The sequence below is a fragment of the Methylobacterium aquaticum genome (assembly GCF_001043915.1).
In the GTDB taxonomy this organism is placed as follows: domain Bacteria; phylum Pseudomonadota; class Alphaproteobacteria; order Rhizobiales; family Beijerinckiaceae; genus Methylobacterium; species Methylobacterium aquaticum.
Genome location: NZ_LABX01000103.1, coordinates 53,681 through 69,303 on the forward strand (window position 1 = coordinate 53,681; position 15,623 = coordinate 69,303).

Sequence of the window (15,623 nt, forward strand, 5' to 3'; positions counted from 1 at the left end):
CCAGTGGGGGGTATCTGCGTTCCGAGGACGGCGATCTGCCCAGCCGTGAAGCAGTCTGCCCAACGGGAAACCAAGTCGGGTGGTCGGCGTTTCCGCAATCCCTGATGGATGGGCCTTCCGCCCACGGAGACCACGATGCCGACCCGCTTCCTCGCCGCCGCCGGCGCCCTCGCCCTCACCACCGGCCTCGCTTTCGCCCAGACCACCGCCCCGACGGCCCCGACCGCTCCCGGGACCGCGCCGGCCGCCGCGCCGGCCGCGACGGCGACGGGCGACATGAAGGAGTTCCAGGCCGCCAAGCTGGCCAAGGTCAGCCTGGCCGATGCCATCGCCACCGCCGAGCAGAAGGACGGTAACGGCCGCGCCATCGACGCCGATTTCGAGAAGGCCGACGGCAAGAACCCGACCCATTGGGCGATCAAGGTCGTCTATCCGGACGGCAAGCTGGTCGAGCATGGCATCAACGCCGAGACCGGCGCGCTCTACAAGAGCGAGAACCAGCCGATCGAGCGCTATTTCACCCGCCTGAAGGTCGCCGACTTCAACAACGCCAAGGTCTCGCTGAAGGACGCGCTGGCGATCGCCGAGCGGCAGGCCGGCGGCGGCAAGGCTTACGAGGCCGAGGTCGAGCGCGAGGGAAAGGCGGTCGCCTACGAGATCAAGGTGGCGCTGGCGGACAAGGAGCAGGAGGTGAAGGTCGGGCCGGACGGGCAGGTGATGAAGGACTGAGCCCGGCGACGACCCGCGCGCCTCGGCGCTTCCTGCCTGAGGCAGGGCTGTCCGGGCCAGAGGAGGGGTGGGCCTTCCTCTCTCCACGAGACGTCGGGCATGCCCGACGTCTCCCGTGGCTTGCAGAGCCCCCGGATCGATCCCCGGGCAAGCGCAGATCCTGGGCAGGCCCGGGATCCGTCGGGGAGCGGGGAAACCCGCGCCCTCCCTTTCCTGGTCAGGCCCTGCCTTCAAGCCCGGATGCGGTGCTCCCCCGCCGCCATGCTATGACGGTGCCAACGGTCGAGCACGACCACGACCGGCTCTCCCCGACCCCAGCGGATCGGCACGGGACGGGCCGGCACCAGGGGAGGACAACCATGAGCGCCTTCTTCAGCGCGAGCCACCGGCACCTTCAGGACGAGCACGGCACGCGCGCCCTCGCCGATCGGCTGGAAGCGCACGCGCATGCCTCATTCGAGCCGCCGGAACGGGACTTCATCGAAGCAGCGACAATGGTCTTCCTCAGCACGGTGGATGGGAGCGGCCAGCCCACGGTGTCCTACAAGGGAGGCGCGCCCGGCTTCATCCGGGTCGTAGGCCCGAATGCGCTGATCCTTCCGAGCTATGACGGGAACGGGATGTTCCTGACCCTCGGCAATCTCGGCGACAACCCGCGCATCGGCCTGCTCTTCATCGATTTCGAGCGCCCGCACCGGCTGCGGGTGCACGGCAAGGCCACGCTTGCCGACGACCCGACCTTGCTCGGCCTCTATCCCGGCGCGGATCACGTCGTCCGGGTCACGGCCGAGCGGATCTTCGTGAATTGCGGCCGCTACATCCACCGCAGCCAGGGTGCGACGCTGTCGCCGCACCTGCCCGATTCCGCGGGGCAGCAGCCCTTCCCGGCCTGGAAGCGCCTCGACCTCTTCGAGGGCGCTCTGCCGCCGGACGACGCGCGCCGGGTCGCGCAGAAGGGCGGCACGATCCCGCTCGCGGACTATCCCGGCGAGGCCGACCCCACCTGAGGCTCAGCGCGACCCGCCGACGACGCTCCCGCCCGCCTCCGCCAGGGCGCCCTCGCGCAGCTCCAGCGCGAGGAACCGCCCTGGATCGACCGGCCCCGGCAGGGTGAGCTTGCGCGGCGGTAGCACCCGGAAGCCGAAGCGGGCATAGTAGGGCGCGTCGCCGACCAGGATGACGAGGCCGTGGCCGTCGGCCCGGGCGGCGTCGAGGGAGGCCCGCATCAGCGCGCTCCCGATGCCGCGGCTGCCGAAGGCCGGATCGACGGTCAGCGGGCCGAGGACGAGGAGCGGGTGCGATCCCGCCCGGGCCGGGGAGACCCGGACCGAGCCGACCAGCAGCGTGCCGACCAGCGACGTGAACGAGAGGTTGGGCAGATGCGTCACGCCCTCCCGCAGCCGGAAGGCGGTGCGGGCAAAGCGGCCGGGACCGAAGGCGCGCTCGTGCAGGCGCTCGATGGCGTCGGCGTCGCGCAGGGTTTCGGGCCGGATGACGAGGGGAAGCGTGGTCACGGGAGCACACTCGGGGCAGCGCGTCGGAAAGGATGGGCGGATCCGTCAGCCGATCCGTCGTCGCGCCTCTGCCCTCGGGGCCATCGCTCACTCCTGGCGGGCACCTCGGCCCGCGCCGGGCAAAGATCGCCCGCGCCGGGCGCCATAGCAGCGCTCGCCCGGGAGTGCAAACCGCGGGTGGCATGCTGCTCGCATCGGTGCGGGCCTGCGAGACCGCAGTTGCAACCGCTTGCCTTGAGGGTGGCGTTGCGGGTTAGCTGAGCGTGGAACGCCTCCAAGGTCCGGGAACGACGCCACAATGACAATCAGGTCTGCTCTCGCCCTCGTCCTAACCCTCGTCCTCGGCGCGGCCGGGGCGGCCCGGGCCGACGACACGGTGCCGGAGACGGTGAGGATCGCCACCGAGGGCGCCTACGCGCCCTACAACTTCACCAAGCCCGACGGCACGCTGGACGGCTACGAGATCGAGCTCGGCCGCGAGATCTGCGCCCGCGCCAAGCTGAAATGCGAGTTCGTGGCCCAGGATTGGGACGGCGTGGTGCCGGGCCTCAACGCCAAGAAGTTCGACGCCATCATGTCGGGCATGACCATCACCGATGCGCGGCTGAAGGTGGTGGACTTCACCAAGCCCTATAGCGGCGATTCCTCCGGCTTCGCGGTCGACCGCAACGGGCCGCTGGCCAAGCTGCCCCTGGGCGGCCAGAAGTTCAGCCTGTTGGACGAGGCCGAGGCCCAGAAGGCGCTCGACACCATCAAGCCGCTCCTCAAGGGCAAGACCGTCGGCGTCCAGGTCTCGACCATCCACGCCGCCTTCATGGACAAGTACCTCAAGGGCACCGTCGAGGTCCGCGAATACAAGACCACCGAGCAGCACGACCTCGATCTCGCCGCCGGCCGCATCGACGCGATCTTCGCCAACGACGCCCCCCTGCGGGCCACCGCCGAGAAGCCGGAATTCGCCGATACGGTGATGCTGGCCGGGCCGCGCTTCCGCGGCGGCATCCTCGGCCGCGGCGTGGCGATGGGCCTGCGCAAGGGCGAGGCCAAGCTGAAGGCCAAGCTCGACGAGGGCATCGACGCGGTGATCGCCGACGGCACCCTGAAGAAGCTCTCGCTCAAGTGGTTCAAGGCCGACATGACCCCGCAGGGTTGATGGCGCAGGACCGACCAGGGGCCGGACCCGCGTGAGCGCCTTCACCCTTCTCGGCTTCGGCCCCGGCGGCTGGGGCGGCGCGCTGCTGCTGGCCGCCGGCACCACGCTGGGCTTAGCCCTGTGCGGCTTCCTGCTCGGCGCCGTGCTCGGCGGCCTCGCGGCCGGCGCCAAGCTCTCCGGCCTCCTGCCCCTGCGGCTCGCGGCCGACGGCTACACCACGCTCCTGCGCGGCGTGCCCGACCTGCTGGTGATCTACCTTTTGTATTTCGGCGGCAGCGCGGCTCTGGGCTCCCTCGCGGGTCTGTTCGGCGTCACCGGCTTCGTCGGGGTGCCGGCCTTCGCGGTCGGCGTCGCGGCCCTCGGGATCATCTCCGGCGCCTATCAGGCCGAGGTGTTTCGCGGCGCCTATCTGGCCCTTGACCGCGGGCAGATCGAGGCCGCCCGGGCCGTCGGCATGCATCGCGGGCTGATCCTGCGCCGGGTCGTGGCGCCCCTCGTCGCCCGCGACGCCCTGCCCGGGCTCGGCAATGTCTGGCAGATCCTGCTCAAGGATTCGGCGCTCGTCTCGGTCACGGGCCTCGTCGAGCTGCTGCGCCAGGCCCAGGTCGGCGCCGGCTCGACCCGCCAGCCCTTCACCTTCTACCTCGCGGCCGGCGCCCTCTACCTCGCCATCACCTCGCTCTCGACCTGGGGTTTTTCGAGGGCCGAGGCCCATGCCCGCCGGGGGACCCGATGATCGACGTCGCGTTCCTCGAATCGACCATCCGCGCGCTGCTCCGCGGCGTGCCCCTCACCCTGAGCCTCACCGCCGGCTCGGTCGCTCTCGGCGGCGTGCTGGCGGCTCTCGCCGCCTGGGGCCGGCTCTCGGGCGTCGCCCCGGCCGACTGGCTCGCCCGCCTCTACGTCTTCGTGTTCCGCGGCACGCCGCTGCTCGTGCAGATCTTCCTGATCTATTATGGCCTCGGCCAGTTCCGGCCGACCCTCCAGGCCTGGGGCCTGTGGACCTTCTTCCGCGAGCCGTACTGGTGCGCCCTCCTGGCGCTCGCCCTCAATACCGGCGCCTATACGGCCGAGATCTTTCGCGGGGCGGTCCTCTCGGTGCCCTATGGGGCCCTGGTGGCGGGGCGGGCCTGCGGCATGCCGCGGCTCCTCCTGTTTCGCCGGATCACCCTGCCGCTCGCCGCCCGCCAGGCCCTGCCGGCCTATGGCAACGAGGTGATCTCGGTGGTCAAGGCGACCTCGCTCGCCTCCACGATCACGCTCATGGAGATCACCGGCCTCGCCCAGAAGCTGATCGCCCAGACCTTCCGGGCGCTCGAGGTCTTCGTCTGCGCCGGCGCCTTCTACCTCGCCCTCACCTTCGTGATCATCGGGCTCTTGCGGCTCGCCGAGGCCTGGCTGTCGCCGGACCTGCGCCCGCGCCCGGCGATCCGCCCCGCCTGACCCTGGACTCCGCCATGCTGGCCCCCTCGCCCCTGCGTCCCGAGGCCGTCGCGGTCCGCGACCTGCACAAGCATTTCGGCCGCCTCGAGGTCCTGCGCGGCGTCTCGCTCTCGGCCCGCGAGGGCGAGGTGGTGGCGATCCTCGGCTCCTCCGGCTCCGGCAAGTCGACGCTGCTCCGCTGCATCAACCTCCTCGAGGTGCCGGAGGCCGGCGAGGTCGTGGTCGGCGACGAGGCGGTGGCCTGGCGGGCACGCCGCGGCGGCCGGGTGCCGGCGGACCGTGCCCAGATCGACCGCATCCGCTCCCGGGTCGGCATGGTGTTCCAGAGCTTCAACCTCTGGTCCCACCGCACCGTGCTGGAGAACGTGATCGAGGCGCCGGTCCACGTCCTGGGCCGCAAAAAATCCGAGTGCATCGCCGAGGCCGAGGGGCTGCTCGCCAAGGTCGGCATCGCCGACAAGCGCGACCATTACCCGGCCCACCTCTCCGGCGGCCAGCAGCAGCGCGCCGCCATCGCCCGGGCGCTCGCCATGCACCCCCGCGTCCTGCTCTTCGACGAGCCGACCTCCGCCCTCGACCCCGAGCGGGTCGCCGAGGTGTTGCGGGTGATGCGGGCGCTCGCCGAGGAGGGCCGCACCATGCTGGTCGTCACCCACGAGATGGCCTTCGCCCGCGACGTCGCCCACCGGGTGGTCTTCCTGCACGAAGGCCGGATCCTGGAGGATGGGCCGTCGGATCAGGTCTTCTCCGACCCGCGTTCGGAGCGGTTCCGGCAGTTCCTGGCGCGGGGGGAGTGATCGCGGTCGACCGCACCGGGACGGGCGGGAGCTGGGACCAACGGTCGAACGAAAACGACCTTTGGTTCCGCTCTCGAATTGTCGGCAAGCCCAAGGTGCCGGACTTCCGGGCTTGGCATCGACAATTCGAGATGGGCCATCGGCCTCCTCGATCTCGGGCCTGCCCGAGATCGTTTCGGGGCATCGCTCGGGCCTGCCCGAGATCGAATCGATGCGGCAGCATCATGGGCCGATCGGAGGAGCGAGCATCCCGATCGCGGAGAGGCCGGCGTCGATCGCTCCGCGCTTCGGCCGGTGCAGGTCAGGTCCGCGCCATCACCACATCCAGCTGCGGCTTCTGGTTGATGGTCTGGAACACCACGCAATAGCGCTCGGTCAGCTTGAGAAGCTGATCCAGCTTCTCCTGCGGCGCGTCGGTCTCGACCTCGAAGGCGAGCCGGATCGACCGGAAGCCCACCGGCGCGCCCTTGTCGACGCCGAGCGTGCCGCGGAAGTCGAGATCGCCCTCGGCCTTGACCAGCCCCTTGCGCAGAGGAATCTCCAGGGCGGTCGCCACCGCCTTCAGGGTGACGCCGGCGCAGGCGACCAGCGCTTCGAGCAGCATGTCGCCGGAGCAGAGTTCGGCACCCGATCCGCCGCTCGCCGGGTGCAGGCCCGCCACCGCCAGCGCCCGGCCGGTCTCGACCTTGCAGGCGATGCCGTCGTCGTCGAGGGAGCCTTGCGCCTTGAGAGTGATGACGGCCGCCTCCGGATCGCCGCGGTAGCGGTCCTTGATCGGGGCCTGGAGCGAGCGCAGTTCGGTGGCGTCCATGGCGTGGGTCTCCCTGTTGAGGGGGACCGGCTTAGCATCCTGTCCCGGCCGCTCGCCAGAGGCCGGACCTCACCCGTGGCTCACCTCACCACCAGAGGGCCGAGGCGTCGGGCTTGGCCCGGCCGGGCTCGCCCTCCGGGCGCAGCGAACGGTCGAGGCTCGCCAGGATCGCGCGGGCGGCGGCCTCGCTGCCGGGCGAGGAAGGCTGGCGCGGGCGGCTTAAGGGAAGCGGGATCGTGTCGTCGATCCGGCCGGGCTTCGGCCGCAGGACCACGGCGCGGTCGGCCAGCGCCACCGCCTCGGCGACGTCGTGGGTGACGAGGAGCACGGTCGGCCGGCTCTCCTCCCACAGGGCCAGCAGGTGGCGGTGCAGCCCGGCCCTGGTCAGGGCGTCGAGGGCCGAGAACGGCTCGTCGAGGAGCAGCACCTTCGGGGCGGCCACGAAGGCGCGGGCGATCGACACCCTTTGCTGCTGGCCGCCCGACAGGTCGCGGGGCCAGCGCCCGGCATGCTCGGCGAGGCCGACCCGCTCCAGGGCATGCGCCACCCGGGCCCGGCGCTCCGCCTTGGGCAGGCTGGCGAGGCCGAAGGCGACGTTCTCGGCGACGCTGAGCCAGGGCAGCAGCCGCGGCTCCTGGAAGACGATGCCGACGCCCGGATGCGGCGCCGCGATCGCCTCGCCGTCGAGGCGGATGCCACCGGCGCTCGCCCGGTCGAGCCCGGCGATCAGGCGCAGCAGCGTGGTCTTGCCGCAGCCCGAGCCGCCGATCAGCGCCACGATCTCGCCGGCCCGCACCTCGAGCGAGAGGTCGGCGAGCGCCCGCGTGCCATCGGCATAGGTTTTCGACAAGCGGTCGAGACTGAGCATCTACAGGGTGTCCCGCGCGGTGTCCTGCCAGCGCGCCAGGGGCGAGGTCAGGCCGACGAGCACCGCATCGCACAGCTTGCCGAGGGCCGCGAAGGCCAGGATCGCCGCGACGATCTGGTCCGGCTTGCCGAGCTGCTGGCCGTCGAGGAGGAGATAGCCGAGGCCCTCCGAGGCGCCGAGCAGCTCGGCCGCCGCCACGAACATGAAGCCGAGGCCCAGGCCCGTGCGCAGGGCCACCAGGGTCGCCGGCAGCACCGCCGGCAGCAGGATGCGCCGTGCGAGAGCCGGGCGCGAGAGCCGGAAGACCCGGCCGACCTCGACGAGCTTGCGGTCGACCCCCGCGATGGCGCCCGCCACCCCGAGATAGACCGGGAAGAACACCCCGACCGCGATGAGGGTGATCTTCGAGGCTTCGAAGATGCCGAACCACAGGATGAACAGCGGCACCCAGGCGATCGAGGGGATCGCCCGCACGGCCTGGAGGCTCGGATCGACGAGGCGCCGGACGAGCGGCAGGGTGCCGGTGAGGGCCCCGACGGCGATGCCGGCGAGCGCCCCGAAGCCGAACCCCGCCGCGACCCGGGTCAGGCTGGCGAGAACGTGGGTCCACAGCTCGCCGCTCTCCGCGAGCCCCCAGAGGGTGGCCAGCACCCGGCTCGGCGGCGGCACCAGCCGTCCCTGCGCCAGCCCCGCCCGCACCGCCGCCTCCCAGCCGAGGGCCAGCCCGAGGGGCAAGACGAGCGGCAAGACGAGCCCGGTGAGCGCCCGGCCGCCGGGCGGGCGCGAGGATCTCGGTAATGATCGCCACGAGAGTCGCGGCGCGGCGCGTCCCTCCGGCGCGTCCGCGACGGGCAGCGGGCTCGCCTCCATCGCCGCTACTGCGCCGCCGGCCCGAAGCGCGGGTCGATCAGGGCCTGGACCGCCGCGCCGACATCGGTGCCGGCCGGGATCACCCCGGCATCGAGGAGCGCGGTGCCGGCATCGAGGATCGTCTCGGCCTGGAGCTTGCCGATGACCGGCTGCGACAGGTCGGTGCGTTCGAGCTGGCGCGCCACCACCGGCTCGGGCAGCTTCGTCGCCGCCACCAGGATGCGTGTCAGTTCCTTCGGGTCGGCCAACGCCGCTTTCCGGGCCTCCTCGTAGGCCGCCAGCACCGTGCGGGTCAGGTCCGGGTTCTGCCTGACGAAATCCTCGCGGACGTTGAGGATGCCCCAGGTATTGGCGGCGGCATCGCGGTGAAAGAGCACGTCGCCGTTCTCGATCTCGGCCGCCGCCATGATCGGGTCGAGGCCGGCCCAGGCATCGACGTCGCCGCGGTCCAAAGCCGTGCGCCCGTCCGGGTGCTGGAGCAGCACCAGCTTCACGTCGCGCTCGGTCAGGCCGGCGCCGCGCAGGGCCCGGATCAGGAAGATGTGCGGGTCGGTGCCGCGGGTCACCGCGACGCGGCGGCCCTTCAGGTCCTTGACGGCGGTGATGCCGGTCTTCGGCCGGGTCACCAGCGCGGTCCATTCCGGGCGCGAGAAGGCGTAGACCGCCTTGATCGGGTTGCCGTTGATCCGCGCCAGCAGGGCCGCCGCGCCGGCGGTCGAGCCGAAATCGATCGAGCCGGCATTGAGGAATTCGAGCGCCTTGTTCGAGCCCAGCGACTGGACCCAGCGCACCGTGATTCCTTGGGGCGCCAGAGCCTTCTCGATCAGGCCCTTCTCCTTGAGGACGAGGCTCACCGGGTTGTAGGTCGCCCAGTCGAGGCGCACCTCCTTGGCGGGTTCCTTGGCGGCTTGCGCCAGCGCCGGCGTGGCGAGGCACGCGGCTCCGAAGGAAGCCCCAAGAGCGGCTGCGATCAGCGCGCGGCGGTGGAAGCGCATCGTCTCTCCCTGGCTGGCCGGTCCGTCGGTCGCGGGTGGCCGGCCGGGAAGCTAGGGCGTGCCGTTCGGAGTGTCAAACGATCCGGTCGACGAAGCGGATTGGCTCGTCGTGTCGAACGCCTCTCCAGACGGAGCCCGCAAGCGTTGGCTTTCCGCGGGCCTGATGCGAAACAGGAACCGACGCGACGGGATCCGGCCGCGACTCCCTCCTTCCTGCTCGGCTGCCATGTCCGCTACCGTGTCCGATACCGTCCTCGATCCGTCCGACACCGACGTCGCCCTGCGGGCGTTGCTGGCCGGCATCGACCAGTCCCTGAGCGATCCCGTCCGCCTGCGCGAGCGGCTGGTGCCGGAATTGCGCCGCATCATCGAGGCCGGCCGCGCCGAGGCCGAGCGCCGCCTCCTCGCCGAGCGCGACGGCCATGCCTGCGCCGGGCTGATCTGCGCCCAGATGGATGCGGTGATCCGGGCGATCTACGACGCGGTGGTCAAGCGGCTCTACCGCTCCGACAACCCGACCTCGGGCGAGCAGATCGCCGTGGTGGCGACCGGCGGCTACGGCCGCGGCCTGCTGGCGCCGGGCTCCGACATCGATCTCCTGTTCCTCCTGCCCTACAAGCAGACCGCCTGGAGCGAGAGCGTCGTCGAGGCGATGCTCTACGTGCTGTGGGACCTCAAGCTGAAGGTGGGTCATGCCACCCGCTCGGTCGCCGATTGCCTGCGCGAGGGCCGGGGCGACATGACGATCCGCACCGCTTTGCTCGAATCGCGCTTCCTGTTCGGCGACCGCGCCCTGTTCGACGAACTGGAGACCCGCTTCGACCGTGAGGTGGTGCAGGGCACGGCGGCCGAGTTCGTCGAGGCGAAGCTCAAGGAGCGCGACGCCCGCGTCCAGAAGAGCGGCGCGTCGCGCTACCTCGTCGAGCCCAACGTCAAGGACGGCAAGGGCGGGCTTCGCGACCTCAATACCCTGTTCTGGATCGCCAAGTACACCTTCCGGGTGAAGCGGGCCGAGGACCTGGTCGAGGCCGGATTGTTCACGCCCGACGAGTTCCGGCTGTTCGAGCGTTGCGACGAGTTCCTGTGGCGGGTGCGCTGCCACATGCACTTCGTCACCGGGCGGGCGGAGGAGCGCCTGTCCTTCGGGTTGCAGCCGCGCATCGCCGAGCGGCTGGGCTACGGCGCCCGTGGCGGCCTCGCCGCGGTCGAGCGGTTCATGAAGGCGTATTTCCTGATCGCCAAGGATGTCGGCGACCTCACCGCCATCGTCTGCGCCGAGATGGAGGCGCGCCATGCCAAGCGCCCGCCGGTGCTCGACCGCTGGCTGCGCCGCTTCAAGCAGCACTTTCGCGCCCCCGCCCTGGAGGCGGACGATTTCCGTATCCATACCGGCCGGCTCGATGTGCGCGACGACGCCGCCTTCGAGCGCGATCCGGTCAACCTGATCCGGCTGTTCTGGCTCTCCGACCGGCACGACCTCGCGATCCACCCCGATGCCAGCCGGCTGGCGACCCGGTCGCTCGCCCTGATCGGCCCGATGGTGCGGGTCGACCCGGAGGCCAACCGTCTGTTCATCGAGCTGCTCACCTCGCAGAACGCCCCCGAGACGGTCCTGCGGCACATGAACGAGACCGGGGTGCTCGGACGGTTCGTGCCGGATTTCGGCCGCATCGTCGCGATGATGCAGTTCAACATGTACCACCACTTCACGGTGGACGAGCACCTGATCCGCTCGCTCGGGGTGCTGGCCAAGATCGAGGCCGGGGAGCTGGAGGACGAGCATCCGCTGGCCCACCGCATCGTCGGCACGATCCAGAACCGCCGCGCCCTCTACGTGGCGATGTTCCTGCACGACATCGCCAAGGGCCGGAAGGAGGACCATTCGATCGCCGGCGCGGCCGTGGCCCGCAAGCTCGGGCCGCGCTTCGGGCTGGATGCCGCCGAGACCAGCACCGTCGCCTGGCTGGTCGAGCACCACCTCTTGATGTCGATGACCGCCCAGAGCCGCGACCTCTCGGACCCCAAGACCATCGAGACCTTCGCGGGCGTGGTGCAGAGTCTGGAGCGGCTGAAGCTGCTGCTGGTCATCACCATCGCCGACATCAAGGCGGTCGGCCCCGGCACCTGGACCGCCTGGAAGGCGACGCTCTTGCGCACCCTCTACTACGAGACCGAGATGGTCCTGTCGGGCGGCCGCTCGGAGATCCCGCGCACCGACCGGGTGCGGCTGATCCAGATGCGCCTGCGCGAGCAGCTCACCGACTGGACGGCCGAGGAGTTCGACACCTACGCGGCCCGGCACTACCCGCATTACTGGCTCAAGGTCGATGCCGGGCGCCAGCTCAAGAACGCCCACTTCATCCGGGCGGCCGCGGCGGCCGGCCACACCGTCGCCACCACCTTCGAGACCGACCTGTCGCGGGGCGTGACCGAGCTCTGCGTCTATTCCCCCGACCATCCGCGGCTGCTCGCCATCCTCACCGGCGCCTGTGCGGCGGCGGGCGGCAACATCGTCGACGCGCAGATCTTCACCACCGCCGACGGATTCGTCCTCGACACCATCACCCTGTCGCGGGCCTTCGAGCGTGACGAGGACGAGATGCGCCGGGCCGGCCGCATCGCCACCGCGATCGAGCGCGCGCTCAAGGGCGAGATCCGCATCGCCGATCTCGTCGCCGACAAGCATCCGGTGAAGGACCGGCCGCGCACCTTCCAGGTCGCCCCCGACCTGTCGATCGACAACGCGCTCTCGGCCCGCGAGACCGTGCTGGAGATCTCCGGCCTCGACCGGCCGGGCCTGCTCTTCGACCTGACCACGGCGCTGGGGCGGCTCAACCTCAACATCACCTCGGCCCATGTCGCGACCTTCGGCGAGCGGGCGGTCGACGTGTTCTACGTCACCGACCTCACCGGCACGAAGGTGACCCAGCCCGACCGGCAGGCGACGATCCGCCGGGCCGTGATGGCGGTGTTCGAGGCCGACCTGCCCCGTGCCGACCGGGGCCGCCGGGCCGGCACCAAGGGAGCCCTTAAGGACGACGCGAGCCCGCCGGCCCCGGGCGCCGGCGAAGCTTGATTTCGCCGGGCTTCCACCTGATATCGGGGCACTCCCAGACACCCTTTTCGGATTGACGATGACGCCGAACGACACGGAGAACGCCGCGCGGGCCCAGGAGCCTCGGGGTCATGCGCCCGCGGCTGCCGAGGGCGCTCCCGCCTCCGCGCCGGAGGCCGCGCCCACCGCCGACGCGATCGCCGCGCTCGAGGCCGAGAAGCTCGACCTCAAGGACAAGCTGCTGCGCACGCTGGCCGACATGGAGAATCTGCGCCGACGCACCGAGCGCGAGGTGGCCGATGCCCGCACCTACGCGGTGACGAACTTCGCCCGCGACATGCTCAACGCCGCCGACAATGTCCGCCGCGCCCTCGAAGCCGTGCCGGCCGACGCCCGGGCGAATGCCGACGGGGCGCTCAAGGCCCTGGTCGACGGGATCGAGCTGACCGAGCGCGACCTGATCAAGACCCTGGAGCGCCACGGCGTGAAGCGGGTCGATCCGCACGGCCAGCGCTTCGACCCCAACCTGCACCAGGCGATGTTCGAGGTGCCCAACCCCGATGTGACCTCCGGCACGGTCGTGCAGGTGGTGCAGTCGGGCTACGTCATCGGCGAGCGCGTCCTGCGCCCGGCGCTGGTCGGCGTGGCGAAGGGCGGCCCGAGGGCCGAGGCGAAGCCCGCCGAGGCGTGAGCCGGGGCCCGTCCTCGTCAAAGAGATCGAGAGGCATCGGGCCGCCTCCCTGGCGGGAGGCGGCCCGATGCACGAAACGGCCCCGATGTCCGAAACGGCGATGTCGGGCGGATCACTCCGCCGGCGGCCGGGCGCTCTCGCGGAACGGGTGGGCCGGATAGGTCCCGATGATCCGGAACGCGCTGGAGAAATAGGCCAGCTCGTCGAGCGCCCGACGCAAGGCGGGCTCCTCCGGGTGACCATCGACCTCGGCGTAGAACTGGGTCGCGGTGAACTGGCCCTCGACCATGTAGCTCTCGAGCTTGGTCATGTTGACGCCGTTGGTGGCGAAGCCCCCGAGCGCCTTGTAGAGCGCGGCCGGGATGTTGCGCACCCGGAAGACGAAGCTCGTCACCGCCGGGCCCTCGTCCGGGGGCGGCAGGACCGGCTCGCGGGCGAGCACGACGAAGCGGGTGGTGTTGTGGGCCTCGTCCTCGACATCCTCCTCTAGGATGGAGAGGCCGTAGATCTCGCCGGCGAGCCGCGGCGAGAGCGAGGCGCGGGTGCGGTCGCCGGCCTCGGCGACCTGGCGGGCGGCGCCGGCGGTGTCGGGCGCGACCACCGCCTTCAGGCCGAGGCGCCGGATGATCTTGCGGCACTGGCCCAGGGCATGGACGTGGCTGTGCACGGTGCGGATCTCGTCGAGCCGCACGCCCGGCAGGGCCATGAGCTGGAAGTGGATCGGCAGGAACTGCTCGCCGACGATGTGCAGCCCCGAGGCCGGCAGCATGTGGTGGATGTCGGCGACGCGGCCGGCGATCGAGTTCTCGATCGGGATCATGCCCAAGGCCGCCGAGCCGTCCTGCACCGCCGTCAGCGCGTCCTCGAAGGTGGCGCAGGGCAGCGGCGTCCAGTCCGGATAGGTGTCCTGAATGATGATGTGCGAGTTGGCGCCGGGCTCGCCCTGGTAGGAGATCGTTCGGTTCATCGTGACAGCTTTCGGGGGTCAGTTCAGGCGCCGGGCGGCCAGGATGGCCCGGGCGCGGTCGAGATCGTGCGGCGTGTCGACGCCGAGCGGGACGTCGTCGACCACCACGGCGTCGATCCGCATGCCGGCCTCCAGCGCGCGCAGCTGCTCGAGCTTCTCGCGCCGTTCCAGCGGGCTCGGCGGCAGCGACACGAAGCGCTCGAGCGCCCGGCGGCGATAGGCGTAGAGGCCGATATGGTGGAGGAGCGGACCGTCGCCGTAGGGCGCGGTGGCGCGGGTGAAGTAGAGCGCCCGCAGCCGCCGAGGGGCGATCTCGGAGCCGACCAGCTTGACGACGCTGGGCTCCGTCCGCTCCTCGGGCCGGGTGATGACGGCACAGAGCGTCGCGATGTCGACCGCCCGGTCGGCCAGCGGCGCGACCGAGGCGGCGATCGCCGCCGGATCGATGGTCGGCAGGTCGCCCTGCACGTTCACCACCACGTCGTGGCGCCCCTCCGGGTCGATCACCGCCAGGGCCTCGGCCAGGCGGTCGGAGCCGGACGGGTGGTCGGGCCGGGTCATCACCGCCAGCCCCCCCGCCGCCTCGACCGCCTCGACGATCGCGGCCGTGTCGGTGCAGACCACCACCGGGCCGATGCCGGCCTCGATCGCCCGGCGCCAGACATGCACGATCATCGGCGCGCCGGCGATGTCGGCCAGCGGCTTCTCGGGCAGGCGGGTGGCGGCGAGGCGGGCGGGGATCAGGACGAGGGGATCGGACATGCGGGGATTTCGGTCTGTGCGGGAGACGGCCTGGGGATGACGGGATGTCCGGCAGGTCGCGGCTCTGACAAGCCGCGGCTCTTAGCAGCGCCGGTCGGGCTTGTCATGGCGGGGATCATGGCGGGGATCATGGCGGGGAGCCGGCCGGGCACCGTGGCTCCGTCCACACGCCGGCGCTCTGCGACGAACCGACGATGTTTAGAGCCATTGTCAACGGTGTCGCAGAACGGCTAAGCACCGGCGGACCTTCGGAGCGGCAAGGCGACGGGCCGCTTCTCGAATCGCCCCTGCTCACCGGAGCATCGGAGCTGCCGACACATGGATTCCTTCGAGCTTAACAAGATCGCCGGCGCAGTGCTCGGCGCCCTGCTCCTCGCGATGGGGACGGGCTTCCTGGCCGAGCTGATCTACAAGCCGAAGCCGGCGGGCGATCGCGGCTACGCGCTGCCGGCCGCCGAGGAGCATGCCGCCGCGGCGGCCCCCGCCGCCGCCAAGGAGGAGCCGCTACCCGTGCGCCTCGCCAGCGCCGACGCCGCCAAGGGCCAGGCCGCGGCCAAGAAGTGCATGGCCTGCCACAGCTTCGAGAAGGGCGGCCCGAACAAGGTCGGCCCGGATCTCTACGGCATCGTCGGCCGGCCGAAGGGCGGCCACGAGGGCTTCAACTACTCCGCGGCCATGAAGGCCAAGGGTGGCGACTGGACCTACGAGGACCTGGACCACTTCATCCATGGGCCGAAGGCGTTCGTGCAGGGCACCATCATGGCCTTCGCGGGCGTGCCGTCGGGCGCCGAGCGGGCCGACATCCTGGCCTATCTGCGCACCCTCTCCGACAAGCCGGTCGACTTCCCCAAACCCTGATTGCCCAAACCCTGATTGCCCAAACCCCGATCGGGGCGGACGCGACGGGTGTCACACCAGGCCGGGCGGGAGCCCGGCCGTTTTTGCGTCACCAGGCCGGGCGGGAGCCC

16 protein-coding genes are annotated in these 15,623 nt (G+C 71.2%); 9 read left to right on the forward strand and 7 right to left on the reverse strand.

From position 1 onward, the window contains the following. Positions 1 to 135: 135 nt before the first annotated feature. Together VP06_RS14125 and VP06_RS14130 are read left to right on the forward strand one after the other, a co-directional pair. Positions 136 to 729, forward strand: coding sequence for a PepSY domain-containing protein (locus VP06_RS14125; protein WP_048464410.1), 594 nt, complete (start codon positions 136 to 138; stop codon positions 727 to 729). Positions 730 to 1,088: 359 nt separating this feature from the next. Beyond that, positions 1,089 to 1,736, forward strand: coding sequence for a pyridoxamine 5'-phosphate oxidase family protein (locus VP06_RS14130; RefSeq protein ID WP_048464411.1), 648 nt, complete (start codon positions 1,089 to 1,091; stop codon positions 1,734 to 1,736). 3 nt (positions 1,737 to 1,739) lie between these two features. Here VP06_RS14130 and VP06_RS14135 read toward each other — a convergent pair whose 3' ends face one another. After that, positions 1,740 to 2,243, reverse strand: coding sequence for a GNAT family N-acetyltransferase (locus tag VP06_RS14135; protein WP_048464412.1), 504 nt, complete (start codon positions 2,241 to 2,243; stop codon positions 1,740 to 1,742). Between the two features lie 298 nt (positions 2,244 to 2,541). Between VP06_RS14135 and VP06_RS14140 the strand changes: the two genes are divergently transcribed. From VP06_RS14140 to VP06_RS14155, 4 genes are read left to right on the forward strand one after another with little or no spacing between them, the layout of a single operon-like run. After that, positions 2,542 to 3,396, forward strand: a complete 855-nt coding sequence (locus tag VP06_RS14140; RefSeq protein WP_048464413.1) for a transporter substrate-binding domain-containing protein — start codon at positions 2,542 to 2,544, stop codon at positions 3,394 to 3,396. 31 nt (positions 3,397 to 3,427) lie between these two features. Then, positions 3,428 to 4,132: an ABC transporter permease gene (locus tag VP06_RS14145; protein ID WP_048464414.1), complete on the forward strand. Its 705-nt coding sequence runs from the start codon at positions 3,428 to 3,430 to the stop codon at positions 4,130 to 4,132. Further along, positions 4,129 to 4,839 (forward strand): ABC transporter permease, encoded by a 711-nt coding sequence (locus VP06_RS14150; protein WP_048464415.1) that lies wholly within the window; start codon positions 4,129 to 4,131, stop codon positions 4,837 to 4,839. The genes VP06_RS14145 and VP06_RS14150 overlap by 4 nt, the downstream gene beginning before the upstream one ends. Positions 4,840 to 4,853: 14 nt before the next feature. Beyond that, complete coding sequence (locus VP06_RS14155; RefSeq protein WP_048464416.1) at positions 4,854 to 5,636, forward strand: ABC transporter ATP-binding protein; 783 nt, start codon at positions 4,854 to 4,856, stop codon at positions 5,634 to 5,636. 301 nt (positions 5,637 to 5,937) lie between these two features. Here the strand turns inward: VP06_RS14155 and VP06_RS14160 are convergent, their stop codons facing one another. The 4 genes from VP06_RS14160 to VP06_RS14175 all read right to left on the reverse strand — a co-directional run bounded on the left by VP06_RS14160 (position 5,938) and on the right by VP06_RS14175 (position 9,180). After that, on the reverse strand, positions 5,938 to 6,447 hold the full coding sequence (locus VP06_RS14160; protein WP_048464417.1) for an OsmC family protein: 510 nt from the start codon (positions 6,445 to 6,447) through the stop codon (positions 5,938 to 5,940). A gap of 85 nt (positions 6,448 to 6,532) precedes the next feature. After that, on the reverse strand, positions 6,533 to 7,315 hold the full coding sequence (locus VP06_RS14165; RefSeq protein WP_048464418.1) for an ABC transporter ATP-binding protein: 783 nt from the start codon (positions 7,313 to 7,315) through the stop codon (positions 6,533 to 6,535). Continuing rightward, on the reverse strand, positions 7,316 to 8,185 hold the full coding sequence (locus VP06_RS14170) for an ABC transporter permease (protein ID WP_048464419.1): 870 nt from the start codon (positions 8,183 to 8,185) through the stop codon (positions 7,316 to 7,318). A 5-nt stretch (positions 8,186 to 8,190) separates the two neighbouring features. Next, positions 8,191 to 9,180 (reverse strand): aliphatic sulfonate ABC transporter substrate-binding protein, encoded by a 990-nt coding sequence (locus tag VP06_RS14175; protein ID WP_048464420.1) that lies wholly within the window; start codon positions 9,178 to 9,180, stop codon positions 8,191 to 8,193. A gap of 226 nt (positions 9,181 to 9,406) precedes the next feature. On the opposite strand from VP06_RS14175, the gene VP06_RS14180 reads away from it, so the two are divergent. Continuing rightward, positions 9,407 to 12,256, forward strand: coding sequence for a [protein-PII] uridylyltransferase (locus VP06_RS14180; RefSeq protein WP_048464421.1), 2,850 nt, complete (start codon positions 9,407 to 9,409; stop codon positions 12,254 to 12,256). 58 nt (positions 12,257 to 12,314) lie between these two features. Continuing rightward, the gene (gene grpE, locus VP06_RS14185) at positions 12,315 to 12,926 is read left to right on the forward strand and encodes a nucleotide exchange factor GrpE (protein ID WP_048464422.1); all 612 of its coding nucleotides are present in this window, start codon (positions 12,315 to 12,317) and stop codon (positions 12,924 to 12,926) included. A 112-nt stretch (positions 12,927 to 13,038) separates the two neighbouring features. Here grpE and VP06_RS14190 read toward each other — a convergent pair whose 3' ends face one another. Continuing rightward, positions 13,039 to 13,893, reverse strand: coding sequence for a prephenate dehydratase (locus VP06_RS14190; protein WP_048464423.1), 855 nt, complete (start codon positions 13,891 to 13,893; stop codon positions 13,039 to 13,041). An 18-nt stretch (positions 13,894 to 13,911) separates the two neighbouring features. After that, positions 13,912 to 14,655, reverse strand: a complete 744-nt coding sequence (locus tag VP06_RS14195) for a 3-deoxy-manno-octulosonate cytidylyltransferase (RefSeq protein ID WP_048464424.1) — start codon at positions 14,653 to 14,655, stop codon at positions 13,912 to 13,914. Positions 14,656 to 14,973: 318 nt separating this feature from the next. Between VP06_RS14195 and VP06_RS14200 the strand changes: the two genes are divergently transcribed. Further along, positions 14,974 to 15,513, forward strand: a complete 540-nt coding sequence (locus VP06_RS14200; RefSeq protein WP_048464425.1) for a c-type cytochrome — start codon at positions 14,974 to 14,976, stop codon at positions 15,511 to 15,513. Positions 15,514 to 15,623 lie beyond the last annotated feature (110 nt).